Consider the following 22,254-nt stretch of genomic DNA (forward strand, 5'->3'; position numbering starts at 1 on the left):
AAGTGGCTTTGAGTCTTTTCACGCGAGGCCAAGCGCCTGGAGCAACGAGTAGAGCACGTCGCCGTAGGTAAGCGCCACGAGCAGGCCGACGAACAGTGGGACGATGAACGGGACGCCCGGGGAAATCCACACCTCGTCTGCGTCCACGAGTAAATCGAGTCCCTCGCGCAGTTGGGCGGGCGTCGTGCCGTAGGCCGAGTGGTCGATGTCGTCCAAGAAGGCCTGTGCGCCCCACGGGTCGTTGGCTTCTGGGTCTGCGGGGTCGGGTTCCTCGCCTGCTTCGAGTTCGACGCCGCCGTCGGTGAGCGCGCCGTCGCCCGGATGATTCGGCTCTGCGGGGAGCGAGCGCGGGTCGCGGTAGGTGTCAGGGTCGGCTCTGACGGCTTCGAGCGAAAGCCCGCGATAGCGCAGGTACATTCGCAGGGCGTCGATGTCGAGGCCGCCGCGGGTGAACCCCGCGGGCGTTTCGAGCAGGCGGCCGTACGACTGGGTGACTCCCTGCCACCTGACGGGCCTGCCAACGAACATCACTTTCGAGACGTTACCAGAGAGGGCGTTTCTGAGCGTGAGCACCACCGGATAAAAGAGGCCGATGATGACGGTGTTCGTGAGGATGGTGAGCGAGAAGACGCCAATTGGCGTCCAGACGTAGGGGAGGACCGTGTCTGCGATTCGATAAACGGGAAACGTCGGGAACAGGACGGCGAGGACGAACATGGCTTTCGCGTCCGCGCCGCCAAAGCCGCCAATGCGCCAGAACAGGTAGCTGAGCGGGATGACGAGGCCGACGCTGAGCCCGGCACGGACGAGGAACAGTTGGCGGGCAAATGCGCTGCTGGTGAACGCGGCGTAGCCGTCCCACGCGAACAGGGCGACCGCGAGGAGTGCGAGCGGAATCCACGTCGCGTTTGGCACCCGGCGCGTCTTGATGTCGCGCCACGCCGCCCACCCGAGAACCGGAATGATGAGAAGCCGCAGGAGGTCTGGAATCGAAGCGAACACTGACAGAATACGGACACTCAAGCGAGATAAGCGTTTGTGGTCAGCGAGTGCTGTGGCTCACGGCTGAAGCGATGCGGAAAAGATTGCAGAGCGGCGTTTAGATGACGCGGTTCTGCAGGTAGTCGAGATGCTTTGCGTTGTAGACGATTTTAATCTCGTCTGCAGCCGGGCTGCCAATGCAGGTCAGGCGGACGCCTTTCTCCTCGACTTCTTCGTCGGAGAGAATCTGCTGCATGTCCATCTCGAGTTCACCTTCTTTGATGATGGCTGCGCAGTTTGCACAGGCACCGGCACGGCACGAGAATGGCCAGTCGTAGCCCTGTGCCTCTGCGGCTTCGAGGACGTACTCGCCCTGGTTGACTTCGAGGGAACCGTAGTCCTCTGCGTCGAGACCGGCGTCTGCGGCGTTCTCGAAGAGGTCGTCGTCGTCAATGTCCCAGCCGTTGTCGTCCAGTACTTCGTAGTTGAGGTATTCTACCGTGGGCATCACAGGTCGGTTGGGTCGCCTGCTTGTTAGACCTTGCTGTTTGCGAAGTCACGATAACTGAGGTGCGATGCTCAGAGGAACGGGGCAAACCGGAAAAGCAGGTACGACGCGACGGCGGCGAGCGTTGGCGTGAGCAACCAGAGCATGATGACCTTCCCCGTCGCCTGCGGGTCGAACAGCTCGCTCGCGGTGATGGAGTCGGGTTGCTGTTCGCCAATTTTCGGCACCGTATCCTCACGCTCTGCGGCGAGAGAGCTCACCGAGACACCGCCGTCTTCTGCGGCTCCTTTGGGTCCTTTGACCGCGACGCTCGCGGCTTGCGAGATAGTGACCGTCCGCGTGGCGCGCCCCCAACCGAGGCCAATGATGCACATCGTCGCGCTCACGGCGAGACTCGCGGGGATGCCGAGGTACGAAAGCCCCGTAATCAGGCTCGCGCTCACGACTTCGACGATGAGCGCGGCGAGAATCGGGAGGTCGGTCAGGTCGTTGCCAACGGTATCGAGGGTACGCCGGGCAATAGTGAACGCCCCGAGGCCGATGGCTCCCCCGGCGAGCAAAATCCCCTGATTCATCGTGATTGCGCCGTTGCCGTAGAGCGGTGCGATGGCGTTTGCGACGTTCGACGCGCCCGCAGAGAAGGCCATGTAACAGCCGATGGTGATGACGAGGACGCCCCCGATGACGTTCTGGCGGCTCACGTTGTCGCCGAAGTGCGGGCGGGGGACGACCCCCGAACGGTCGAGTTCGATGAACGCGCCGTCACTGCGGTCTAAGGCAAACCAGTGGTCGAGATAGGGGTAGAGATAGCGCCCGATGACCGCACACACCCAGAAGGCGAGAATGGGCGCGACGAGCCACCAACTAACGATGTGCCCCATCACGGCCCAGTCGAGGCTGCCAGTGGCGACGCCGAGGCCTGCAATCGCGCCGACCGCGGTCATCGAGGTCGAGGCTGGCACGCCAAACAGGTTCGAGATGAGGAGGGCGAGGCCGATGAAAAACAGGATGGCGACGCTCGCGGCAAGCGTGAAGTAGTCCTGTGGGACGATTTGGCCACCCATCGTTTCGACCACGTTGCGGCCGACGGTCCACCCACCGAGGAGGGCGAAGCCGGTCATCAACCCGGCGGCGGCGAGTTTCGACATGACGCGACTGCCAACGGCCGGCCCGAAGGCCACGCCCGTAGAGGAGCCACCGATGTTGAAACCAACAAAGGCAGCGACGAGCAAGCCAACGATGAGCAGCGCGCTAAGCACGTGCGAGCGATGGGGGCGAGGCCGTTAAACCGTGTCGGCATCGGAATCGGCCAACGGAGGTTTATTGCCGAATGGTGAAGGTGGGCCATGATAGAACGGTTGGCGTTCGTCACGGTCTACGTCGAAGACCAAGACGACGCACTCGACTTCTACACCAACACGCTCGGGTTCGTCCCGCATGAGGACACGGAGGTCGCACCGGGCGTTCGGTGGGTCACGGTGAGCCCATGGGCACAAGCGGAAGTGGCAATCGCACTCGAAAAACCACATGACGAGTTCCACGGCCCGGAGACCGCCGCGCGAATGCGCGCCCAAATCGGCAACAGCACGCCGTGGGCCTACGTTGTCCACGACTGTCGGGGCACGGTCGAACAACTCGCAGAAGCCAATGTGACGATTCGCCAGCAACCGGCAGAACGCCTGTTCGGCCTCGAAGCCGTCATCGAGGATTTGTACGGCAACCCGCTGGTTCTCGTCGAACCCGACGAAGACGACGCTGAATAGCAGTTCCTGCCGAAGCCGAGTGCTTTAGGCACGGGCCGACCCAACGCCGGGCAATGAGCGCATTTCCCGAGTTTCTCGTCATCCCCGCGGTCGATATGCAAGCCGGACAGGTCGTCCAACTCGTCGGCGGCGAGCGCGGCACCGAAAAGACCTACGGCGACCCCGTGGAAGCCGCAGCAAAGTGGATTGCGGCGGGCGCGAGCACGCTCCACCTCGTTGACTTAGACGGCGCGTTCGAGGGCGAACGCCAGAACGCGAAAGCCGTGGAAGCCATTCTCGACGCCGTGGACGTGGACGTGCAGTTGGGTGGCGGGATTCGAACTGCCGAAGACGCGTTCGACCTGCTCTCGCGGGGTGTTGACCGCGTGATTCTCGGAACCGCGGCCATCGAGAATCCCGAAATCGTCGAGGAAATCAGCGAGCGATATCCGGGCAGCGTGATGGTCTCGCTCGACGCGAAAGGCGGCGAAGTCGTGGTGTCGGGCTGGACCGAAGGCACGGGCCTCGACCCCGCCGAGGCAGCCAAACGCTACGAGGAACTGGGTGCGGGCGCGATTCTCTTCACCGACGTGGACGTAGAGGGGAGACTGGAAGGCGTCCAGACAGAGCCGGTGAAACGACTGGCTGAGGCCGTCGAGATTCCGATCGTGGCGAGCGGTGGCGTGGCGACCATCGAGGACGTGGTGGCCCTGCGGGATGCGGGCGCGGACGCCGTCGTCGTCGGAAGTGCGCTGTACGAAGGGCGCTTTACGCTCGCAGACGCGCAGGCGGCGCTCGAATAAACCCGGATAAACGGAACCACCATGTAGGTGGACACTCTTTTTCTTGCTATGAGTGAACGCTCGGCGGCCGTCACGCGCGAAACGGCCGAGACGGACATCGAAGTCACCCTCGGAGTAGACGGCGAGGGCGAGTCCGTCGTGGACACGGGCATCGGCTTTTTCGACCACATGCTCGAAGCATTCGCAACCCACGGGCTGTTCGACCTGACGGTGCGGTGTGACGGCGACTTAGAGATTGACGACCACCACACCGTAGAGGACGTGGCTATCACCCTCGGGCAGGCGTTCTCCGAAGCCCTCGGTGACAAACGCGGCATCGTGCGCTACGCAGACCGCAAGGTGCCACTGGACGAGGCGGTTGCCTCCGTGGTCGTGGACATCTCGGGTCGCCCGTACTTCGAATTCGACGGCGAGTTCTCCCAAGACTATATCGGGGAGTTCACGAGCCACATGGCGGAGCACTTCGCCATGTCGCTCGCCATGAACGCCGGATTGACGCTCCACGCGAGCGTCACGGGCGACAACGCCCACCACGAGGTCGAGGCGCTGTTCAAAGCCCTCGCCCGGAGCCTCGACGACGCGACGCGCGTAGACGAGCGACGGACGGACACGCCGAGTACGAAAGGTGCGCTCTGAATGTTCGACGAGATTATGCAGAAGTTCGAGGGCAGCCCGAGCCAGCAGGCGGTCATCCGCCTCCTCTTAGAACGCGGCTTCTCCGTGAACGAACAGGGCCGGGTCGTCTCGGGCGGCATCGAAATCCCGAACACGGGCATCGCCCGCGAGATTGACGTCGACCGCCGGGTCGTGGACGCGACGACGGACGCGATTCTCGCAGACGAGGAACTCAAGCGTATCTTCGAGAACATCTCGGCGATTCCGAGCCTCCGCGACCTTGCGCCGGTGCTCGATTTGACCGTGCTGACCGTCGAAGTCGCGGACGCGGACGAACCGGGCATCGTCGCCACGGTGACCGGCCTGCTCGCGGACAACGGCATCTCGATTCGCCAGACCATCAGCGAAGACCCGGAGTTCACCGACGAACCGCGCCTCTACATCATCATGGACGACGAGTTGCCCGGCGACCTAATAAACGAGATTCGTCGCCTGCCGTTCGTCCGGAAAATCGAACTGGAATAGACAACGTTTTTGCCGCCTCTCGCAGTCGATTCCCCAATGGCTGACATTGCGTCTCTTATCGAGGAGTGTGGCGCTGTGAAGTACGGCGAGTTCGAACTGGCGAGCGGCGAGACCTCGACGTACTACGTGGACAAGTACATCTTCGAGACCCAACCAGCGGTGCTCGAAGCCATCGCCGAAGAAATCGCCGAGATGCTCGAAGGCAGCGACATCGACGTGATTGCCGGGCCGGAGTTGGGTGCCGTGCCGCTCGTCGCGGCAGTGACGATGAAGACGGGCATCAAGGGCGCGTTCATCCGCAAGGAAGCGAAGGGGTACGGCACGGACACCCGCATCGAGGGCACCATTGAGGAAGGCGACACAGTTGCGCTGCTCGAAGACGTGACGACGACCGGCGGTACGATTCTCGAAACCGCCCAGTTCGTCGAAAACGACCTCGGCGCGACCGTCTCCCGGCTCATCGTGGTCGTCGACCGCAACCAAGGGGCAGTCGAGAACTTGAAGGAGGGTGGGTTCGACCTCGAAGCCATCGTCCGCGTGGGCGAAGACTTGGACGTGAGCAAGTAACGCGCGTAACAAAACACGCCGCTGAGCCCCAGATTCGGTCGATGGATTGAATAGAAGCCCCGTGAAGGTTCACATGGCGACGGACTGAAACGACGCGACCCGTCGACGCCGTCGCAGTCAGAGGCACCATCGAACCACACGTTCTCTCCCGGAGGGGGCATTGGCCCTCATTTCTCTCATTTCTCGGAACGCGTATAGGCGCGGCTGTCGAAGCCTCGTGACATGACGACAGACCCGTATCGCACCGTTCGCGGCCGCGGCGAAGCCCGCTTTTCCGTGCGCGGGTCTGAGTTCATCGGCCACGCCATGCCCGCCTCAACCGTCGAAGACGCAGAGGCGTTCATCGACGAAATTTCCGACGAGTACGCAGACGCCACGCACAACGTGCCTGCCTACCGGGTCCGGGCTGACCCATTGCGCGAGTGGGCGAGCGACGACGGTGAGCCAACGAATTCGGCGGGAAAGCCCGCACTCTCGGTCCTCAAACACGAAGAGTTGGAGAACGTCGTCGTCGTGATTACGCGCTACTACGGCGGGACGAACCTCGGCGTCGGCGGGCTGGTTCGCGCCTACTCACAGGCAGCAAAACAGGCGGTTGAGGCGGCGGGTATCGACGAAGAACTGCCCCACGAGCAGGTGTCGATTACGGTCGAATACGACGATTCAGGCACGGTTCGCGGCCTCATCGAATCGACCGGCTACGAGTTCGACGCGACCTACGAGGCTACCGTTTCCTTTTCTGTGCGCGTCCCAGTTTCAGAGGCTGCGGCGCTCCGTGACAGAGTTCGGAGTGCGACGAGCGGGCGCGCAAAAATCGAGTGAGTAAGATTATGCCGTCGTGTCGGAAGTCGCGCTCACACCCTCAGCGCGAGGGCCGGCGGCGCGACGGTTGGAGACGACGAGCAGGACGAACATCGCGAGGCCAACACCGCGCAGGGCGAGTTGGACGGTTCCGAGTTCGCCCGTGTTGGCGATGGTGTCCACAACGTCGGTGAGCATCCCGGGAGCCATGAGCAACAGCGCGGAGAGCGCGAAGAGAGCACGGTTCGTGCGGCTCACGTCGGTGTAGAGGTAGCCAATGACCGTGGCACCGAGACCGACGACGCCGATGAACACGGCGATGATTGGCAAGACAACTTCGGGGATGAAGAAGCCAAGGTCGAGCACGTCAGCCAAGCCAATGACGTGGACTTCTTCGCCCGTCCCGACCCCGCGGATGAGCAAGATGCCCGGTGAGAGGACGAACGCGAACGGCACGATTGCCTTGTTCAGCGAGAGGCTGAACGCTTCGACACCTGTCTCGAACGGGTCGGACTTTGCGACACCGGATGCGGCGTACGCCGCCACAGCCACCGGTGGCGTGATGTCTGCGATGACGCCGAAGTAGAGAATGAACAGGTGAGCCGCGAGAATCGGAATCCCAAAGGAGGTCATCGCTGGTCCGAGCATCGACACCAGAATGATGTAGGTGACGGTGGTCGGCATCCCCATCCCGAGGATGATACACGAGATGGCCGTGATGATCAGCAGCAGGACGAACGAGGTGCCTGCGACGTTCAAGATGAGCGCCGTCAGGTTCGGTCCAAGCCCGGACGTAGCGATGACGCCGGGGATGATGCCTGCGGCGGCGACCGCCACAACGACGGTGGTTGCAGTCCGCGCACCGCCGTCCATCGCCTTCAGGATGAAGGTGAAATATCGTGCAGCCGAGTTTGTCATCAGCCGCTCGCGGTTGAGCACGCGGCCAGCCGTCTCTGCTGCGTCATCGACTTGGTCGTCGTATTCGAGCAACGGCGCTTCGATGTTTGGGCGGGCGAGCAACGTCGCAACGCCCACCCCGAGCATGATGATGCCGAGCGAGCCGCCAGCGGCGAACAGCGCTTCGACGACACCCACGGCAGGCCCCGTCTCGCCGAGCGCCGCGCCGACGATACCCGTTCCCGTGAACAGGTACGCCCCGAACTGCAGCGCGAACAGCCCGGCGATGGAACCGATGAGCGGGACGCGCGTCCGTTCGTTGTAGGCGGCCACCACCACGATGAGCGCCATGATGGCCAGCAGCGTGAACCACGCAGAGCGGGCCACTGAGAGGCGCTCGATGATGAGGTAGTAGAGCAGCAAGCCAAGCGGCAGGAGGTAGAACCAGCCGCGTTTCATGTGGTCACCGACGTTGACGAGGTCAACGCCTTCGACGCCACCGATGTCGAGCCGCGAGGCTTCGAGGTGGACCATCACCCAGACGCCGAAGAAGAACACAATCGCGGGGATGGCGGCGGCGATAATGACGTCCGGATACGGCGTCAGCGTGTATTCGACAATCAGGAAGGCGGCCGCGCCCATGACGGGCGGGAGAATCTGGCCGCCGGAAGACGCAGAGGCTTCGACCGCACCGGCGAACTCAGGCCGGTAGCCAGAGCGCTTCATCAGCGGGATGGTGAACGCACCGGTCGTCACCGTGTTCGCAATCGAGGAGCCGGAGATGGTTCCCATGAAGCCCGAGGCGAGAATCGACGCCTTCGCCGGGCCACCCTTGCGCTTGCCGGTCACGGAGTAGGCGAGGTCGATGAACCACTGGCCTGCCCCCGAGGTTTCGAGGAACGCCCCGAACAGGATGAAGATGTAGATGAACTCGAGCGAGACGCGCACTGGAACCCCGAGAATGCCTTGGTCTGTGTACCAGAGATTCCGGATGATGAGCCCCCACGACGTGTCGGTAATCGAGAGCACGCCGATGACGGGCGTGTTCGGCGCAATGAGCCAGCCGAACTTCGCATAGACGATGAAGAAGCCCACGATGGCCATGAGGTAGAAGCCAAGCGCACGACGAGTCGCCTCTAAGACGAGTGAGACGGCGATGATGCCGAGCAGATACGCCCACGACTCGGTTCCGATGACGGGCAGGGCGTCAAGCGGGGCGAGGAACGTGTACACCTCACCGAGCGTGCGTCCCGACGCGAGGCCGACCGCCCGCAGGTTCAGGATTTCTTCGAAGTTCGTGAGGTAGTAGTGGCCCGCAAGCACCGCGAGGAGCACTAACACGAGGTCGTAGGGAGTGATGCGGTCGATGTTCCGGTCTCCCATGAACCAGTACAAAAAGCTAGCCACGCGGTCTGCAACACCCGCGATCGCGCTGTTTTCGCCCGCAGACTCACCTACCCACGCGTGCAGGCGGGCAAGTCGCCCGGAGACAAAGCCATCGCCGGTCGATGGCGGGAACAACAGAAACGCAATCACGAGGGCAAACACGACGTGGATGGCGTTCAGCTGCAGCGACTGAAGCTGGCCAAACCCGACTTCGCCCACAAATGGGAGGGTGACGTTGAACTCGAATCCGCGTGCGGCGAGCCACATCTGATAGGTCGAGAAGGCGAGTGCGATAATCGTGACCGCAATCGAGGCCACGCCGCGGAGCGACCGCTTTCGCTCTAACTCTTTTAACAACTCTTCTTGTTCTTCTTCGGATAGCTCGTCTACATCCTCTGGTTCAGCCGGTTGTGTGGTATCGGTCATGATTCAAGGGGAAAGGGCAGTCGAAAGCACGGAGCGGCTCTCGACAGTGATGCGAACCGAGTGGGCATCGGAGAGCGACACGAGGTCGTACGTCTGCTCACCGACGGTTAGGCGATGAGCGGCGATACGACCCGGTTTGACGTAAAGTTCATCATAGGAGCGGTTTGTCGGGTTGAACACGAAAAAGCCGTTTTCGGAGTGGACGTTCTCCCGAGCAGGGAGCCCCCAGCCGTACGACTGAAAGCGCATCTCAGTGTTCTCGAGGTGGGTGCCACGAACCTCGTAGATGTCGTAAACGGGTGTCTTTTCGACGCTATGCGTGTACGACAGGTTCACCGTCGTGTTTTCAGCAACGGGGACGGACAGCAACTGCTCACCAGTGGCTGCATCCTCGACAACAAGGACGCGCTCGCCCGGAATCGCTGTCGCAAGGCCTGCGCTACAGACAAGCGCGAGCACGGCAAGCGTCACGAGTTTGTATCGGTGGTGGGACATTTGTCTCAGGAGACAGCAAAGACGAGTGCGCTTTCGAGAGGGGACAGGAGCTTAGCCGAAGTAGGCTGCTGCGCCCTCGTGGAGATCGATGGACATGCCGTCCTGGGCCGTCTCCTTGCTGATGAAGTCCTTTTTGATTTCGAGATCGTCGGTGTGGTCGAAGATTGCGGCGGCAATCCCTTCGACGGTGTCGGCTTCGAGCTCGGCACGCGTTGCAATCATTGCCTGAACGGAGACCGTCTGGCGGTCTTCGCTCACGCCCTGGTACGTGCCACCGGGGATGGTGTCCTCTGCGTAGAACGGCGCAGCGTCGAGCACCTGCTGGCGGGTGTCGCCCGTGAACGAGACGATTTCGATGTCGTTGTTCGCGGCGAGGTCGGAAATCGCACCGACTGGCCAGCCGCCCACGACGAACGCTGCGTCGATGTCGCCGTTACGGAGCTGGTCTGCAGCGGTTGCGAAGCCAGCGTTCTGCTCTTCGTAGTCGGTGACGCCAATGGCTTCGAGAATCTGGACGGCGTTGACCTGCGTCCCGGAGCCGAGGTCACCGGTGTTGATGGTCTTGCCGGCGAGGTCTGCGGGCTCGGTGATGCCCGTCGATTTCAGCGTGACCACGGTGATGGTCTCAGGATAGAGCGTTGCGACGCCGCGGAGGTTCTCTACGGGGTTGCCCTCGAACGCTTCGATGCCTTCGCCGTTCTTTGCGAAGTAGGCAACGTCGTTCTGGATGAGCGCGAAGTCGGCGTCGCCGGACTGAAGCGACCCAACGTTCTCGACGGACGCACCGGTCGACTGCACCTGCAGCGTGAAGTCAGTGTTCGCCTCGACGATGGTCTTGAACTCGTTCGAGAGCGGGAAGTACGTCCCACCCGTTCCGCCTGCGTGCCACGAGAGACGCGTCGTGTCGCCACCGCCACCGGTACATCCGGCGAGCGCGGCGATACCTGCGGCACCAGCCACCTGCATGAACGTCCGACGGCTTGTGTTCGAACCAGCTGATTGGTTGGAATTGCTATCTGCCATACTGCACTAATGGCGACTCTGAATGAAAAGCTTATTCACTCACGCTGACGGTTTGTTCACCTCTATAGATTTTTCGGCAAATATATTCGGCACCATAAATTTGAGGAGAAGCCGAGACAGTGTATCAGCGGCGATTCATAACGCACCCGAAATCTACGAGAAATTGTCATTATGTGGTAGCAATTACTGTTTTATTTGTGACTAGAAAAAATGACACACACAACTATATAGACGAATTTCTGAGTGGTCTCTTGTGAGGACGGTTTTGACGGCTGGCAATCTCAAACCGCCGTTCAATCGTCCGAACTCACGGATTGCGACAGCCCAGCGAGTGGACACATACCTGACATATAGAGTCCACACGAGAAAAACAGGGGTCGGTTTCGGTAGCGATTTCCCATTGATAATTCGACCGTTATCTGCGGGTTTCCACCCGAAACAAGAGGGTTCACCACGCGCGTGAACAGCCATCGCCAGCCCCCACTGGTGCAGTGTGTGACTATACACCAGTATAGAGACGAAAGTGGTCGAGTTCGTTCGGAGACAAGTGGCTGACAGTCGAGCCTCGTCCGGCGGTTTCCACCCGAAACAGGCGGGTTAGTCGATGATGATTTCACTCGACCCGTCGCCGACGGTTTCAGAGTCAGGTTGCATCTCACGTTGGTAGCGGGCAATCCACGTTGCAAAACAGTCAGGACAGAGCCGCTGAGCGTCGATTTGGGCACGGTCTACGCTCAGTCGGACGGTCCGCGTCAGGGCATCGGCCACGGCGTCACCGCAGTCGTCACAGGGAGAAGCGTCGCTCATGTCACAAAATCTGGCTGAAAAGATATAAGTCTAGATTACTGGGTGCGGAACGCGCGGTCGCCAGCGTCACCGAGGCCGGGGATGATGTAGCCGTCGTCGTCGAGGTAGTCGTCGATGGCGACCGTGAGGATGTCCGCTTCGGGCACCGCATCAGCAACGCGCAGCAGGCCCGGCGGCGCGCTCACCGCAGAGAGCACGATGAGGTGCTGTGGGTCAACCGCGTCTTCGAGGACGTGGTCTAAGACGGTGCACATGGTCGAACCCGTCGCGAGCATCGGGTCTGCGACGATGACCGTGTCCGTTTCCTTGATTTCGGGGAGTTTCACGTAGTCAATCGTGATGGGGAATTCGCCGTCAACCATCCCGGCTTCCTCGTCGCGGCCGGCGCTGATGACGCCCTGTTTCGCGCGTGGGAATGCTTTGAGGAGCCCTTCGACAAACGGCGTGGCCGCGCGGAGGACGTTGATGATGACCACGTCATCAAGGCCTTTGACGCGCTCGCCGGTCGTCTCCTGCATCGGCGTCTGGATGGTGACGTATTCGGTTTCCATGACGCCGTCGATGATTTCGTAGCCACAGATGCGCCCAAGCTTGACGAGCCCTTTGCGGAAAGCCACCTGTGAGGTCTGGATGTCTCTGAGTTTCGACAGCGTGTCTTTGGCCAGTGCGTGCGTGACGACTTGCGCGTCGCCGCGGTCCTCGATGGTCATTGTTCGTATGGGCAACGCCGATTGCCATAAATGACCGGATGTGGCCCACGGACGCTACACTATCGCATGATAACCAAATAGGTGAGCGCGGTCAACACGAGCGCGGCGGTGGCGACGTTCTCGAACGTGAACGCCAGCAGGTCGATGAACGACGCACCCCAGACAACCATCGTCGCAAACAGCGCCGAGAGAACGAGATTCATCACGAAAAGGACGCGCGGGTCGCCCTGTGACTTCGGACTCATGGGCTTTCTCGCCGTCCCGGTAACTTATAGTGTCGGGTGTCCCCACCCAACTCACAGCGTCGAACCGCAGGCTGTAGGTCGTTCCGTGACGACCGACCGATAGGATACATTCTTGGTATGTTATGACGTACCATAGTGTATGGCGCTTCGTACTCGTCGCAACCAACCAATAGACCCCGTCCCGTTTCTCGTCGTCCTGTGCACGGCGTTCCTGCTCATCTTCTCTGCGGGACCGGTGTACGCGCTCTCGTTGGGCGCATCCGTGTACGCGGCGGTTGGCGCGTCTATCCTCGTCTTTCTCGGCTGTGGGGCAGTCATCTACTACCAGATGGTCTGGGTGGCGCGCCCCGAACTCGCGGGCGAAGTCCCCGCACAAGTCGTGTTGGAACGCCACTTCTACGGCGTCATCGCCGTGTTGCTCGTGATGGTACTGCTGAGTCTCCCGTTCCTCTGACGGCCGTGCGCGAGACCCGGACAGCCGGGGTAGAGTTATACACAACGACTTTGAGCACAGAGTCATGGGCCTGCTCGACACACTCAAAGAAACGTTCGAAGCGTCAACGCAATCGGCGAATCGCGGCGGCGGAAACGAAGAATCGAAGGGAGCCTACTGGTGTCACGACTGTGCAGAGCGCATCCTCGACCTGAATGTCGATGGTGAAACGCCGCCATCGTGTCCCGCGTGCGGTGATGACATGGAGTTCGAGCGCTCGCCCGGTTCGACCGGGTGTGCCTGTTAGGGTGCTGCGAGCACGACGAGTTCGTCGAGTTCGCTCGGGAGTGGATTTTCGAACCCATCCCAGTCTGCTGTTAGCTCGTCGTCGGTGAGCAGGCAGGTTTCGAGTTCCTCGCGCATGGTCTCTTCTTGCAGGTCGGTGCCGATGAACACGAGTTCCGTGCGTCGGTCACCCCACTCGTCGTCCCAGTCGAGATTTGGGCGATTTGCCTTGTAGAGTTCTTGGTCGAGTTCCGAGAGGCTCGCAATCCACGGCCCCGACACCTCGATTCGCGCGGAGGGGCCAGCCTGCCCGAAGGTGAGTTTGTTGTCGCCACAGCCTGCGGCCCAACAGGTTCCTTTCGAGCGGATGATGCCCCGCGGAAGCGACGAGAGCAGGTCAGCGATGCGCTTCGGGTGGAACGGCTGTCGCGCGCGGAAGGTGAACGACGAGACGCCGTACATCTCCTCGGGATGCGCGTGGTCGTGGTGGCCGTGTCCGTGGCTGTGGTCGGGTTCCTCGTCTGCGGCGAGTGCTTGCTTCCAGCCCGCGGCCTCGGCTGCCGTCTGCGGGTCGTAAAGGCGCTGGCCGAGCAGGTCGTGCGGGTCGAGTTGGCCGTGAGACGTGTGGCGAAGTTCGGCGTCCGGGCGGAGGGCGCGAACCAGTTCCGACACGGTTTCCAGTTCCTCGTCGGAGACGAGGTCGGTCTTGTTCAACACGACCAAATTCGAGAACTCGACCTGTTCGACGAGCAGGTCTGAGAGCGGGCGGGTGTCCTCGTCGTCAGTGCCCCGGCGCTCGGGGACGCCCGCGCCATCAAAGGCGTCGAAAAAGAGCCGCGAGTCAACGACGGTGACGAGCGAATCCACGGCGTAGAGCGCCGCCGCGCGCGATTCGGTGGTGAACAGCCGGGCGACGGGTTCGGGTTCGCTGATGCCGGACGATTCGACAACGAGGTGGTCGAAATCGCGGTTCTTCGCGAGGCGGACAACGGCTTCGTTCAGGTCGTCTTGGAGCTCACAGCAGATACAGCCGTTCGAGAGTTCGGTGACGCCGCCGTCAGCGACAGAAAGTTCGGAGGTGTCGCTCACGAGCGCTGCGTCGATGTTGATTTCGCCCATGTCGTTTACGAGCACCGCGATGTCGAGGTCGCCTGCGTTGTGGAGCAGGTGATTGAGCAAGGTGGTCTTCCCCGCGCCAAGGCTCCCCGAGAGAATTGTGACGGGAATGGCGTCTTCGTTCATGCCTGCTTCGTCGCCTGTGGAGCACCTTCAGTGTTACCGAGTGCCAGTGCCCTCGCAAAGAGGCGACACTGTTTTATCCGACAGAACGGGTGGTTGTGAACAGATGACACTCGCAGAGCGGATTGCTGAGTTTCGGGCGGTGCTCGAAGAGTGGTTGGCCGGGCTGTATCACGGGATGATTGCCCACCCGGCCTACGAACTCGTAGAGAAGGAGGCAGAGGACGTCGAAGACGATTTCATGCTCGCGTGTTTCCCCGACGCCTTTGGCATCCCGAGCCCCATCTCCTACTACACCGCAGAGCTCCTGCCCTACTTAGAAGACGAGTTCGAGGCGTGGGAGCGACGCATGTGGGACCGTGGGTCGATGCTCGAACGCAAGGGTCAGCAGTACCACTTCTAACGATGCGCAAATTCGTCTTCTTCGGCGGTAAAGGCGGCGTTGGCAAGACAACCGTCTCCTCTGCGTTCGCGCGCAAGTGTGCGACTGCAGACGTGGACACGCTGTTGGTCTCGACCGACCCGGCCCACAGCACCTCAGACGTGTTCGACCAGCAGTTTACGGATACGCCGAGTTCAGTGGAGGGCATCCCCAACCTCGATGCCATGGAAATCGACCCCGACGAGGAGGTGTCTCGCCACCTGATGGAGACCAAACGCGCGCTCTCAGACCAGGTGAGCGCGGCGATGGTCAACCAAATCGACCGACAGATCGAGATGGCCCACCAGACGCCCGGCGCGTACGAGGCGGCGCTGTTCGACCGCTTCGTGGACGTGATGCGAAACTCCCCGGCGTACGACCGCGTCGTGTTCGACACCTCGCCAACGGGCGGCACCCTGCGCCTGCTCTCGCTTCCCGAGTTCCTCGACGGCTGGATTCAACGATTGCTCCTCAAGCGAAAACAGAGCGTCAAGCTGTACGAACGGGCGGCGATTGGCAACAACGAACCGCGGCGCATGATGGACGGCGACCCCATCATCGACCGCCTCCAAAAGCGAAAAGAGATGTTCGAGTTCGCCACCGAAACCCTCCGAGAGGACGCGGCCTTTTTCCTCGTGTTCAACCCAGACCAGCTCTCGATTCGTGAGAGCGTCCGTGCCATCGAACAGCTCGAAAGCCAAGAGCTGCTCGTCGCGGGCCTCGTCGCAAACCGCCTGACCCCGGAGCCAGGCCCCGACGAAGACGGGCGCGGGGCGCGCTATCTCCGCGACCGCGTGGCGACCGAGCGCGAGCGACTCGAAACCGCCCATGACGTGTTCGGGCCGCCCATCGTCGCGGAGGTCGAAACGCGGATTTCTGAAATCAAAGGCGACCTCCTCACCGACGTAGCCAGTAAATTAGCTATTGATGTGACAATTTAGAGCCGGAACGAACGGCGCGTAAACGTCGGCGATTATACAGAAAGCGATAAGCAATCTAGGCAAAACAATAGTTAACCTTTATATACGATTTCTCCATGGTTGGGAATGAGTCACGCAACCATGGTACAGATAATCTGGCTGGTGTTAACATCACTCATCCTGTTCACGGTCGGCTACCTGGGCTATTCGCGGTACCTCGCCCGATTCGTGGATCTGGATGACAGTCGTGAAACACCGGCACACAAGTACGAAGACGGGCAGGAGTACGTCCCGGCGAAAAAGCCGGTGCTCCTTGGCCATCACTATTCGAGTATTGCAGGCGGTGCGCCGATTGTCGGCCCCATCACCGCCGCCGCAGTCTGGGGTTGGTTCCCAGCACTGCTCTGGATTGCCATTGGAAACCCACTGTTAGGCAGTGTCCACGACTTCGTTTCGCTGGCGGCGAGTCTCCGCCACGAGGGGAAGTCCATCGGATACATCATCGGTGAGTACGTCGGCGAGCGCGGCAAGAACATGCTGCTCTGGTTCGCCTTCCTCACCATCATCCTCGTCGTCGCGGTGTTCGCCCTCGTGGTCGGCATCGTGTTCAACGCCTTCCCACAGGCGGCGACCGCGAGCCTGTTGTACATCGCGCTCGCGTTCATCTTCGGGGTGTACCTCTACCAGATGAACCTGCCGTTCCTCCCGGGAACGGTCGTGTTCGTCGCTGGCGTGTTCGCAAGCGTCTGGGTCGGCATCCAATACCCACTCGCGCTCGCACCGCTCGCCGAGACGCCAGCGACGTGGCCAAGCAACGTCATCGTCCTGTTGGACGGGCCACTCCCCGTTCCGAACGTCATCAACGCAAACGTCGCGGCGTGGATTCCGGTCGTCATGATTTACGCCGCGGCAGCGAGCGTCCTCCCCGTGTGGATGCTCCTCCAACCGCGTGACTATCTCTCGTCGTTCCTGCTCTACGCAGGCGTCGGTGGTGCGCTGCTCGCCATCATCGTCGGCACGCTCGGCAGCGCGCTCGGTATCGGCGCGATTACGCCAAGCCAGCCGCTCGTCATCAGCGACCAGATTCCGGCGTTCGCCGGGTTCTGGGGGACAACCGAGGTTTCACCGTTGTTCCCGTTGCTGTTCATCACCATCGCGTGTGGGACAATCAGCGGGTTCCACTCGCTCGTCTCCTCGGGGACGACCTCGAAACAGCTCCACAAAGAGTCTGACGCTCGCGTCATCGGCTACGGTGGCATGCTCGGCGAAGGACTGCTCGCAACCGTCGCGCTCTCGACAGTCGCCATCGCTGGCGTGACTGCAGGCGGCGGCATCGGCCGCGCACTGCCAAACTTCGCCTCTGGTGGTGGCATCATGCTCACCAGCTTCGGCATCCCAGCGGCCTACGGTGCGCCGTTCATGGGCCTCGTGCTCGTGAGCTTCCTGCTCACCAGTACGGACACCGCCGTGCGCCTCGGGCGCTACATGATGGAAGAAATCGTGGGCACGCCCGAGTCGAGCGTCGAATCGCTCGCCTCGAATCGCTACTCGAACGCCGTGCTCCAGACCGTGCCCGCCTACGTCCTCATTACGAGTGGGTCGTGGCTCACGCTCTGGCAGCTGTTCGGCGGCGCAAACCAGTTGCTCGCTGCGCTTGCGCTCCTGACTGCAACGGTGTGGCTCGCAAACTGGGACGAGAGCAAACAGCTCATCTCGACGGGTGTCCCGATGGCGCTGATGGTCTCCATCACGATTCTCGGGCTCTCGTGGCTCGCGTTCCACGACAACATCTACATGAAGTTCATGAGCGAAGCGTGGATGGAAGAGGCGACACTGAGCGCCCAACTCTCTGCGGTCGTCCAGATTGTGTTGGCACTCACGCTGGTTGGACTCGCACTCTCGCTCGTCCGCATCGGCTACACCAACATCAAAAGCGCCCGGTCTGGGACGTCGTTCGCCCAGCAACCGAGCGACGACTGACCGAAACCAAACTTTTCTTTTTTCGACCGCTTAGCGCCGCAGCCGGCCAAGCAGGCGCGAGACGAAGCCAGGCTGCTCTACGGGCACGTCCACATCGTCCCACAGCGAAAACGCCTGTGCTACGTCCGCGCTCTCGCTTGCGACGATGTCCTCGCGGTCTGGGGCGACGACGATGAGGCTGATTTCGTAGTGGCCGTAGTACCCGTATTTGATGAGCGTTCGGTCGCTAAAGTCTGCGACAAACGAGCGGACGGCGTCTGAGATTTCAGGGACAACGAATGCGTAGGTGAAGTCCGTGCCAAAATGCGTCTCGTCTGCGACGATCCATTCGTCTGCGAGGTCGTGGGCGCGTTCGACGGCGCGTTCTAAATCAGCCACCGAGAGCGTCGTTCGCCGTTGGACGAACAGGTGTTCTTCTGACTCGTGGTTGGCGTAGTTGATAGAAGGGTGGAGAAACTGTTTCTGTGTCTGGAGGTTCATCCGCCCGTAGAGCGTGTACGTCTCGTCGCGGACGCGCCGGTCTTTTTCGAGGTCGTAGTTGAACATCAGCCGGTCGCTGACCCGGTCTACGTAGGCGTCTTCCCAGTCGGGAACGTCAGGTGCGTCGGCGCTCTCAGCGTCGTCCGTCATGGTCGCCTCCCGTCGTTCGCAAGCCCGGCTCGCGTGTGCATGTGTGTGCAGACAACATTGACGCTAAAAAAGCCCGTTGGGGTTCGCTGAACAACAATAGTTAACATCACCGTGTCCACAGTAGCGTGTAAGAGACACCCATGGGAGGGAAACTAGTCGAAACCTGCGGTCGATGCGCGATGAGTTCCGTCGTGTCGGTCACGACCGAGGAGAAAGACGGCGAGGAACGCGAGCGACGGAATCCGTTCGGCAACGCGCGCATCGAAGTCGATGACAGAGAACTCAAAACAGTGTCGCCCGGCGCGTGGCTGTCGGGGCTGAAAACGCGGCTCGATACCCTCGCAACGCGACTGACCTACGGAAACTGAAAACCGACACCAGCGGTGACGTTTTATACTGGCCAAGCCAAGGCCTGTGCTAAGCGATGGAAGAGAGTATCTCCGGATTCAAACGTCGGGGGTCGTGGGGCGATATCGTCGAACACGGCGAGCGCATCACGCGTGCTCTGCGCGACCTCGGAGTTGAGGGGGACGCCTTCGAAGCGTGGGACGAATGGCGACCAAAGAGCCACGAACGCCTTGACGAGGACGTGAGCGAGAAAACCGCAAAACAAGCCTCCATCAGCGAAGGCCGCGGCGAAAAAGCGGGCAAAGAACCGAACGACGACCTGAAAACCGCGGGCAAGAAGCTCTCAGAGTCTTACGAGAAGTTAGACGACCCCGACGAGGCGATGGGGCGGTGGAACGAATCTATCGACTACGTCGCGCGTGCGGCGGACTCCGCGGGGCGCAAAGCCATCCGCAAGGTCGAAGACGCCGTCTACCGCAAGGTCATGACCCAACTCGCACCGTACTACTTCGACAACGAACTCGTGAGCGCGAACCTCCAGCAAACCGCCCGCTTCGAGTCAGAGGAACGGTTCGTTTTCGAGGTGAACGTAAACGACGACGTGGTCAAAGGACAGGTCTCAGACCTGCTCTCCGAGTACGAAGACACCATCGACCGGTGGCACATCGACACCGAAAAACAGACGGAGACGGTCGAAGCCGCAGAAGGGGTCGAAGCGCCCGAATCCGAGAACCGGTCGCGTTCGACGACCAACTGAGCGAACTGCTTTTTCGCAGACGTGGCGATTCTGTTGGCCGGACGTTCATAAGAAATATCACCACCGGCACGGTGACAGGCGCGAAATGTTCCAGCCGATAGTGTAATACCGACACCGACTGTAGGCCTGCCCAGATGGTCGACGCAGGGACACTCCTGACAGTCGTCGTTGCCGGTGGCGCGAGTTTCTTCATGGCCTGGGCAATCGGAGCCGGTTCTTCAGGCTCGACACCGTTCGCACCCGCCGTCGGAGCGAACGCTATCTCGGTCATGCGCGCTGGATTTATCGTCGGCCTGCTCGGCCTCGCAGGTGCGGTGTTACAGGGCGCAAACGTCTCAGAAGCCGTTGGCCGAGAACTCATCACGGGCGTCTCGCTCTCGCCGCTCGCCGCGACGGTTGCGCTGCTCACCGCCGCGACGCTCGTCGCGATCGGCGTGTTCGCGGGCTATCCCATCGCCACTGCCTTTACGGTGACCGGCGCGGTCGTCGGCGTCGGCCTCGCTGCGGGCGGGAATCCAGCGTGGGCCAAATACCAGCAGATCAGCACCCTCTGGGTGCTCGTCCCCTTTATCGGCGGCGGGACCGCCTACGCCACCGCGCGCCTGCTCAGAAATCCGAACGTCAGCGAAGAGGTCGCCGTCCCCGTCCTTGCGGGGCTCATCGGTCTCATCCTCGCAAACGTCGAGTTCGCGATTTTCGGGCCGCCCGGCTTCGGTGACTCCTTCGCCGCGATGCTGGCAAAGCAAGCGTCGAGTCCGCCGATTTTTGGCGTCCCGCTCATCCACATCCTCGTCTCGCTTGCCGTGGCTCTCGCCGCGGGGCTCCTGCTCGCACGCGACATTCGCGGGGACAAAGAACGCGGCCAGCGCCACTTCCTGCTCACGCTCGGTGGGCTCGTCGCGTTCTCGGCCGGCGGCAGTCAGGTTGGCCTCGCCATCGGCCCGATGCTCCCCCTGCTCGAACCCTACACGATTCCGCTCACCGCAACGCTCGTCGGTGGCGGTCTCGGCCTCCTGCTCGGCAGTTGGACCGGCGCACCGCGCATGATTAAGGCACTCGCCCAAGACTACTCCTCGCTCGGGCCGCGGCGGTCAATTGCCGCGCTTATCCCGTCGTTTGCGATTGCTCAGGTCGCGGTGTTCCTCGGGGTTCCCGTGTCGTTCAACGAAATCATCGTGAGCGCCATCATCGGCAGCGGCTACGCGGCACAGAACGCTGGCGTCAGCCGCAAAAAAATGCTGTTTACCGTTCTCGCGTGGATTGGATCGCTCGCCCTCGCCCTTGGCGTGGGGTACGGGCTGTTTTTCGCCGTGTCGAGCCTATGAGGAGACTTCTTCGGGGTCGGTCTCCTCTTGCTCCTCCTCGGGCGTAATCGAGACACGCGCTTTCATGATGCGCGTGTTCTCGACCTTCTCGACTTGGATGCGAACGCCGTCGTAGGTGATGACCTCGCCTTCTTCGACGAGCCGACCCACGCGATTGAAGATGAACCCCGCAATGGTCTCGAACTCCTCGCCTTCGGGCAGGTCGATTTCGAGGGCGTCGTTCACCTCGTCGATGTTGACCTCGCCGCGGACGAGTGCGGTGGTCTCGTCTACGAACTCGATTGGCTCTTCTTCCTCGCTTTCGAGTATCTCGCCGACGATTTCCTCGGTCATGTCTTCGGTCGTCGCGAGCCCTTCGGTCGTCCCGAACTCGTCGATGACGATGACCATGTGCATGCGCTCTTTGCGCATCTCTGCGAGCAGGTCATCGACGTTCTTCGATTCGGGGACGTGGAGAACCGGCTCTAAGAGGTCTTCGAGTACGAGGTTCTCGCCGCCCTCACCGTAGTTCAGGTCGCGAACGAGGTCGCGGATGTGGACGACGCCGAGGATGTTGTCGAGGCCACCCTCGTACACCGGAATCCGCGCGTGCCCACTCTGGACACACGTTTCGATGGCCTCCTCTAGGCTGGCGTCTTTCGGCACGCCAGTCACGTCAAGCCGGGGCGTCATGACCTCCTTGACGATGGTGCTGTTAAAGCGGAAGATACGCTGAAGCATTTCGTGTTCTTCTTCTTCGAGCACTCCCTCACGCTCGCCAGTTTCGAGCAGGTCTTGAATCTCCTGGCGAGTGATGTAGGAGGTTTCAATCGAAGAACGCCCGCCGGTCACCTTGTTCACCAGCCGGGTGAGGTAGTCGAAGGTGACGACCAACGGGAGGAGAATGTACTCAGAGAGTTTGAGCGGGCGAGCGATTTTGAGCGCCCACGACTCGGTGTTCTCGACGGCGTAGGACTTCGGCGCGCTCTCCCCGAACAGCAACACGAGTGCTGTGATACCGAGGGTGGCGATTATCACCGACTCGCCGCCCGAAAAGCCGAGCAACGCCAACAGCCCCGTCGCAATCGATGACATGGCGATGTTGGCGATGTTGTTGCCAACGAGAATTGTGACTAACAACCGGTGGGGGTCATCTTTCAGATCCTTCAGGACGTTCGCACCCGGCTTGCCGTCTTCGACCATTGACTCGACGCGGTGGGCGGCGAGTGAGAACATTGCAATCTCCGACGAGGAGAAGAATGCAGACAGCGCGATGAGCCCGATGATTGCTACAACGCCGAGACCGATGAAGGTCCCATCGGCCACTTGCAACCCGAACACCTCGACGTCGAGGGGGACGGGAGAAGATGCGACAAGTGGCGTCGTAGCCGCAGATATACCCATTA

At 61.4% G+C, this 22,254-nt stretch carries 26 protein-coding genes; 14 read left to right on the plus strand and 12 right to left on the minus strand.

The annotated features are described in order from the left end of the window. Positions 1 to 18: 18 nt before the first annotated feature. The 3 genes from V5N47_RS06830 to V5N47_RS06840 form a co-directional block, all read right to left on the minus strand. Entirely contained in the window at positions 19 to 1,002 is a 984-nt protein-coding gene (locus tag V5N47_RS06830) for a prepilin peptidase (RefSeq protein ID WP_338730124.1), read from the minus strand. Between the two features lie 97 nt (positions 1,003 to 1,099). Then, on the minus strand, positions 1,100 to 1,489 hold the full coding sequence (gene fer, locus V5N47_RS06835) for a ferredoxin Fer (RefSeq protein WP_338730125.1): 390 nt from the start codon (positions 1,487 to 1,489) through the stop codon (positions 1,100 to 1,102). Positions 1,490 to 1,560: 71 nt separating this feature from the next. Next, on the minus strand, positions 1,561 to 2,748 hold the full coding sequence (locus tag V5N47_RS06840) for an inorganic phosphate transporter (RefSeq protein WP_338730126.1): 1,188 nt from the start codon (positions 2,746 to 2,748) through the stop codon (positions 1,561 to 1,563). Positions 2,749 to 2,835: 87 nt separating this feature from the next. On the opposite strand from V5N47_RS06840, the gene V5N47_RS06845 reads away from it, so the two are divergent. From V5N47_RS06845 to V5N47_RS06870, 6 genes are all read left to right on the plus strand, one after another. Further along, a complete protein-coding gene (locus V5N47_RS06845; RefSeq protein ID WP_338730127.1) occupies positions 2,836 to 3,252 on the plus strand; it encodes a VOC family protein in 417 nt (138 codons plus the stop codon). Between the two features lie 53 nt (positions 3,253 to 3,305). Then, positions 3,306 to 4,034, plus strand: coding sequence for a 1-(5-phosphoribosyl)-5-[(5-phosphoribosylamino)methylideneamino]imidazole-4-carboxamide isomerase (gene hisA, locus V5N47_RS06850; RefSeq protein WP_338730128.1), 729 nt, complete (start codon positions 3,306 to 3,308; stop codon positions 4,032 to 4,034). Positions 4,035 to 4,082: 48 nt separating this feature from the next. Then, the gene (gene hisB, locus V5N47_RS06855; protein WP_338730129.1) at positions 4,083 to 4,670 is read left to right on the plus strand and encodes an imidazoleglycerol-phosphate dehydratase HisB; all 588 of its coding nucleotides are present in this window, start codon (positions 4,083 to 4,085) and stop codon (positions 4,668 to 4,670) included. Next, positions 4,671 to 5,174, plus strand: coding sequence for an ACT domain-containing protein (locus tag V5N47_RS06860; protein WP_332897418.1), 504 nt, complete (start codon positions 4,671 to 4,673; stop codon positions 5,172 to 5,174). A 36-nt stretch (positions 5,175 to 5,210) separates the two neighbouring features. Next, positions 5,211 to 5,741: an orotate phosphoribosyltransferase gene (gene pyrE, locus V5N47_RS06865; protein WP_338730130.1), complete on the plus strand. Its 531-nt coding sequence runs from the start codon at positions 5,211 to 5,213 to the stop codon at positions 5,739 to 5,741. 222 nt (positions 5,742 to 5,963) lie between these two features. Continuing rightward, on the plus strand, positions 5,964 to 6,563 hold the full coding sequence (locus V5N47_RS06870; RefSeq protein ID WP_338730131.1) for a YigZ family protein: 600 nt from the start codon (positions 5,964 to 5,966) through the stop codon (positions 6,561 to 6,563). Positions 6,564 to 6,569: 6 nt separating this feature from the next. Here the strand turns inward: V5N47_RS06870 and V5N47_RS06875 are convergent, their stop codons facing one another. The 6 genes from V5N47_RS06875 to V5N47_RS06900 all read right to left on the minus strand — a co-directional run bounded on the left by V5N47_RS06875 (position 6,570) and on the right by V5N47_RS06900 (position 12,531). Beyond that, a complete protein-coding gene (locus tag V5N47_RS06875) occupies positions 6,570 to 9,251 on the minus strand; it encodes a TRAP transporter fused permease subunit (protein ID WP_338730132.1) in 2,682 nt (893 codons plus the stop codon). A gap of 3 nt (positions 9,252 to 9,254) precedes the next feature. Next, complete coding sequence (locus V5N47_RS06880; protein WP_338730133.1) at positions 9,255 to 9,746, minus strand: DUF1850 domain-containing protein; 492 nt, start codon at positions 9,744 to 9,746, stop codon at positions 9,255 to 9,257. Between the two features lie 51 nt (positions 9,747 to 9,797). Further along, complete coding sequence (locus tag V5N47_RS06885; RefSeq protein WP_338730134.1) at positions 9,798 to 10,769, minus strand: TAXI family TRAP transporter solute-binding subunit; 972 nt, start codon at positions 10,767 to 10,769, stop codon at positions 9,798 to 9,800. A 597-nt stretch (positions 10,770 to 11,366) separates the two neighbouring features. Then, positions 11,367 to 11,576, minus strand: coding sequence for a hypothetical protein (locus tag V5N47_RS06890; RefSeq protein ID WP_338730135.1), 210 nt, complete (start codon positions 11,574 to 11,576; stop codon positions 11,367 to 11,369). Between the two features lie 35 nt (positions 11,577 to 11,611). After that, positions 11,612 to 12,286, minus strand: a complete 675-nt coding sequence (upp, locus tag V5N47_RS06895; RefSeq protein WP_338730136.1) for a uracil phosphoribosyltransferase — start codon at positions 12,284 to 12,286, stop codon at positions 11,612 to 11,614. A 59-nt stretch (positions 12,287 to 12,345) separates the two neighbouring features. Then, positions 12,346 to 12,531 (minus strand): hypothetical protein, encoded by a 186-nt coding sequence (locus V5N47_RS06900; RefSeq protein WP_338730137.1) that lies wholly within the window; start codon positions 12,529 to 12,531, stop codon positions 12,346 to 12,348. 139 nt (positions 12,532 to 12,670) lie between these two features. On the opposite strand from V5N47_RS06900, the gene V5N47_RS06905 reads away from it, so the two are divergent. After that, positions 12,671 to 12,985: a hypothetical protein gene (locus V5N47_RS06905; RefSeq protein WP_338730138.1), complete on the plus strand. Its 315-nt coding sequence runs from the start codon at positions 12,671 to 12,673 to the stop codon at positions 12,983 to 12,985. A 64-nt stretch (positions 12,986 to 13,049) separates the two neighbouring features. Then, positions 13,050 to 13,271 (plus strand): hypothetical protein, encoded by a 222-nt coding sequence (locus tag V5N47_RS06910; protein ID WP_338730139.1) that lies wholly within the window; start codon positions 13,050 to 13,052, stop codon positions 13,269 to 13,271. Here the strand turns inward: V5N47_RS06910 and V5N47_RS06915 are convergent. Then, positions 13,268 to 14,491, minus strand: coding sequence for a GTP-binding protein (locus V5N47_RS06915; protein ID WP_338730140.1), 1,224 nt, complete (start codon positions 14,489 to 14,491; stop codon positions 13,268 to 13,270). The genes V5N47_RS06910 and V5N47_RS06915 overlap by 4 nt on opposite strands. A 103-nt stretch (positions 14,492 to 14,594) precedes the next feature. Between V5N47_RS06915 and V5N47_RS06920 the strand changes: the two genes are divergently transcribed. From V5N47_RS06920 to V5N47_RS06930, 3 genes are all read left to right on the plus strand, one after another. Then, entirely contained in the window at positions 14,595 to 14,891 is a 297-nt protein-coding gene (locus V5N47_RS06920; RefSeq protein ID WP_338730141.1) for a hypothetical protein, read from the plus strand. 2 nt (positions 14,892 to 14,893) lie between these two features. Further along, the gene (locus V5N47_RS06925; RefSeq protein ID WP_338730142.1) at positions 14,894 to 15,850 is read left to right on the plus strand and encodes a TRC40/GET3/ArsA family transport-energizing ATPase; all 957 of its coding nucleotides are present in this window, start codon (positions 14,894 to 14,896) and stop codon (positions 15,848 to 15,850) included. A 120-nt stretch (positions 15,851 to 15,970) separates the two neighbouring features. Next, positions 15,971 to 17,809: a carbon starvation CstA family protein gene (locus V5N47_RS06930; RefSeq protein ID WP_338730359.1), complete on the plus strand. Its 1,839-nt coding sequence runs from the start codon at positions 15,971 to 15,973 to the stop codon at positions 17,807 to 17,809. Between the two features lie 30 nt (positions 17,810 to 17,839). On the opposite strand, the gene V5N47_RS06935 is transcribed toward V5N47_RS06930, so the two are convergent. Beyond that, positions 17,840 to 18,439 (minus strand): hypothetical protein, encoded by a 600-nt coding sequence (locus V5N47_RS06935; RefSeq protein ID WP_338730143.1) that lies wholly within the window; start codon positions 18,437 to 18,439, stop codon positions 17,840 to 17,842. 179 nt (positions 18,440 to 18,618) lie between these two features. On the opposite strand from V5N47_RS06935, the gene V5N47_RS06940 reads away from it, so the two are divergent. The 3 genes from V5N47_RS06940 to V5N47_RS06950 all read left to right on the plus strand — a co-directional run bounded on the left by V5N47_RS06940 (position 18,619) and on the right by V5N47_RS06950 (position 20,869). After that, positions 18,619 to 18,807 carry a hypothetical protein gene (locus V5N47_RS06940; protein ID WP_338730144.1) on the plus strand — a complete coding sequence of 63 codons (189 nt, stop codon included), beginning with the start codon at positions 18,619 to 18,621 and terminating at the stop codon, positions 18,805 to 18,807. Positions 18,808 to 18,863: 56 nt separating this feature from the next. Continuing rightward, positions 18,864 to 19,544: a DUF5828 family protein gene (locus V5N47_RS06945; RefSeq protein ID WP_338730145.1), complete on the plus strand. Its 681-nt coding sequence runs from the start codon at positions 18,864 to 18,866 to the stop codon at positions 19,542 to 19,544. Positions 19,545 to 19,678: 134 nt separating this feature from the next. Next, complete coding sequence (locus V5N47_RS06950) at positions 19,679 to 20,869, plus strand: inorganic phosphate transporter (protein WP_338730146.1); 1,191 nt, start codon at positions 19,679 to 19,681, stop codon at positions 20,867 to 20,869. Here the strand turns inward: V5N47_RS06950 and V5N47_RS06955 are convergent. After that, positions 20,864 to 22,252 carry a hemolysin family protein gene (locus V5N47_RS06955; RefSeq protein ID WP_338730147.1) on the minus strand — a complete coding sequence of 463 codons (1,389 nt, stop codon included), beginning with the start codon at positions 22,250 to 22,252 and terminating at the stop codon, positions 20,864 to 20,866. The two genes, V5N47_RS06950 and V5N47_RS06955, sit on opposite strands and share 6 nt — an antisense overlap. Positions 22,253 to 22,254 lie beyond the last annotated feature (2 nt).

Origin of the sequence: Haladaptatus sp. DJG-WS-42 (assembly GCF_037198285.1) — an archaeon.
Taxonomy (GTDB): domain Archaea; phylum Halobacteriota; class Halobacteria; order Halobacteriales; family Halococcaceae; genus QDMS2.

Coding starts and splice junctions, on each gene's coding strand:
- fer (WP_338730125.1), bottom strand. CDS start 1,489: ATGCCCACGGTAGAATACCTCAACTACGAAGTACTGGACGACAACGGC.
- V5N47_RS06845 (WP_338730127.1), top strand. CDS start 2,836: ATGATAGAACGGTTGGCGTTCGTCACGGTCTACGTCGAAGACCAAGAC.
- hisA (WP_338730128.1), top strand. CDS start 3,306: ATGAGCGCATTTCCCGAGTTTCTCGTCATCCCCGCGGTCGATATGCAA.
- hisB (WP_338730129.1), top strand. CDS start 4,083: ATGAGTGAACGCTCGGCGGCCGTCACGCGCGAAACGGCCGAGACGGAC.
- V5N47_RS06860 (WP_332897418.1), top strand. CDS start 4,671: ATGTTCGACGAGATTATGCAGAAGTTCGAGGGCAGCCCGAGCCAGCAG.
- pyrE (WP_338730130.1), top strand. CDS start 5,211: ATGGCTGACATTGCGTCTCTTATCGAGGAGTGTGGCGCTGTGAAGTAC.
- V5N47_RS06870 (WP_338730131.1), top strand. CDS start 5,964: ATGACGACAGACCCGTATCGCACCGTTCGCGGCCGCGGCGAAGCCCGC.
- V5N47_RS06875 (WP_338730132.1), bottom strand. CDS start 9,251: ATGACCGATACCACACAACCGGCTGAACCAGAGGATGTAGACGAGCTA.
- V5N47_RS06880 (WP_338730133.1), bottom strand. CDS start 9,746: ATGTCCCACCACCGATACAAACTCGTGACGCTTGCCGTGCTCGCGCTT.
- V5N47_RS06885 (WP_338730134.1), bottom strand. CDS start 10,769: ATGGCAGATAGCAATTCCAACCAATCAGCTGGTTCGAACACAAGCCGT.
- V5N47_RS06890 (WP_338730135.1), bottom strand. CDS start 11,576: ATGAGCGACGCTTCTCCCTGTGACGACTGCGGTGACGCCGTGGCCGAT.
- upp (WP_338730136.1), bottom strand. CDS start 12,286: ATGACCATCGAGGACCGCGGCGACGCGCAAGTCGTCACGCACGCACTG.
- V5N47_RS06900 (WP_338730137.1), bottom strand. CDS start 12,531: ATGAGTCCGAAGTCACAGGGCGACCCGCGCGTCCTTTTCGTGATGAAT.
- V5N47_RS06905 (WP_338730138.1), top strand. CDS start 12,671: ATGGCGCTTCGTACTCGTCGCAACCAACCAATAGACCCCGTCCCGTTT.
- V5N47_RS06910 (WP_338730139.1), top strand. CDS start 13,050: ATGGGCCTGCTCGACACACTCAAAGAAACGTTCGAAGCGTCAACGCAA.
- V5N47_RS06915 (WP_338730140.1), bottom strand. CDS start 14,491: ATGAACGAAGACGCCATTCCCGTCACAATTCTCTCGGGGAGCCTTGGC.
- V5N47_RS06920 (WP_338730141.1), top strand. CDS start 14,595: ATGACACTCGCAGAGCGGATTGCTGAGTTTCGGGCGGTGCTCGAAGAG.
- V5N47_RS06925 (WP_338730142.1), top strand. CDS start 14,894: ATGCGCAAATTCGTCTTCTTCGGCGGTAAAGGCGGCGTTGGCAAGACA.
- V5N47_RS06930 (WP_338730359.1), top strand. CDS start 15,971: ATGGTACAGATAATCTGGCTGGTGTTAACATCACTCATCCTGTTCACG.
- V5N47_RS06935 (WP_338730143.1), bottom strand. CDS start 18,439: ATGACGGACGACGCTGAGAGCGCCGACGCACCTGACGTTCCCGACTGG.
- V5N47_RS06940 (WP_338730144.1), top strand. CDS start 18,619: ATGAGTTCCGTCGTGTCGGTCACGACCGAGGAGAAAGACGGCGAGGAA.
- V5N47_RS06945 (WP_338730145.1), top strand. CDS start 18,864: ATGGAAGAGAGTATCTCCGGATTCAAACGTCGGGGGTCGTGGGGCGAT.
- V5N47_RS06950 (WP_338730146.1), top strand. CDS start 19,679: ATGGTCGACGCAGGGACACTCCTGACAGTCGTCGTTGCCGGTGGCGCG.
- V5N47_RS06955 (WP_338730147.1), bottom strand. CDS start 22,252: ATGGGTATATCTGCGGCTACGACGCCACTTGTCGCATCTTCTCCCGTC.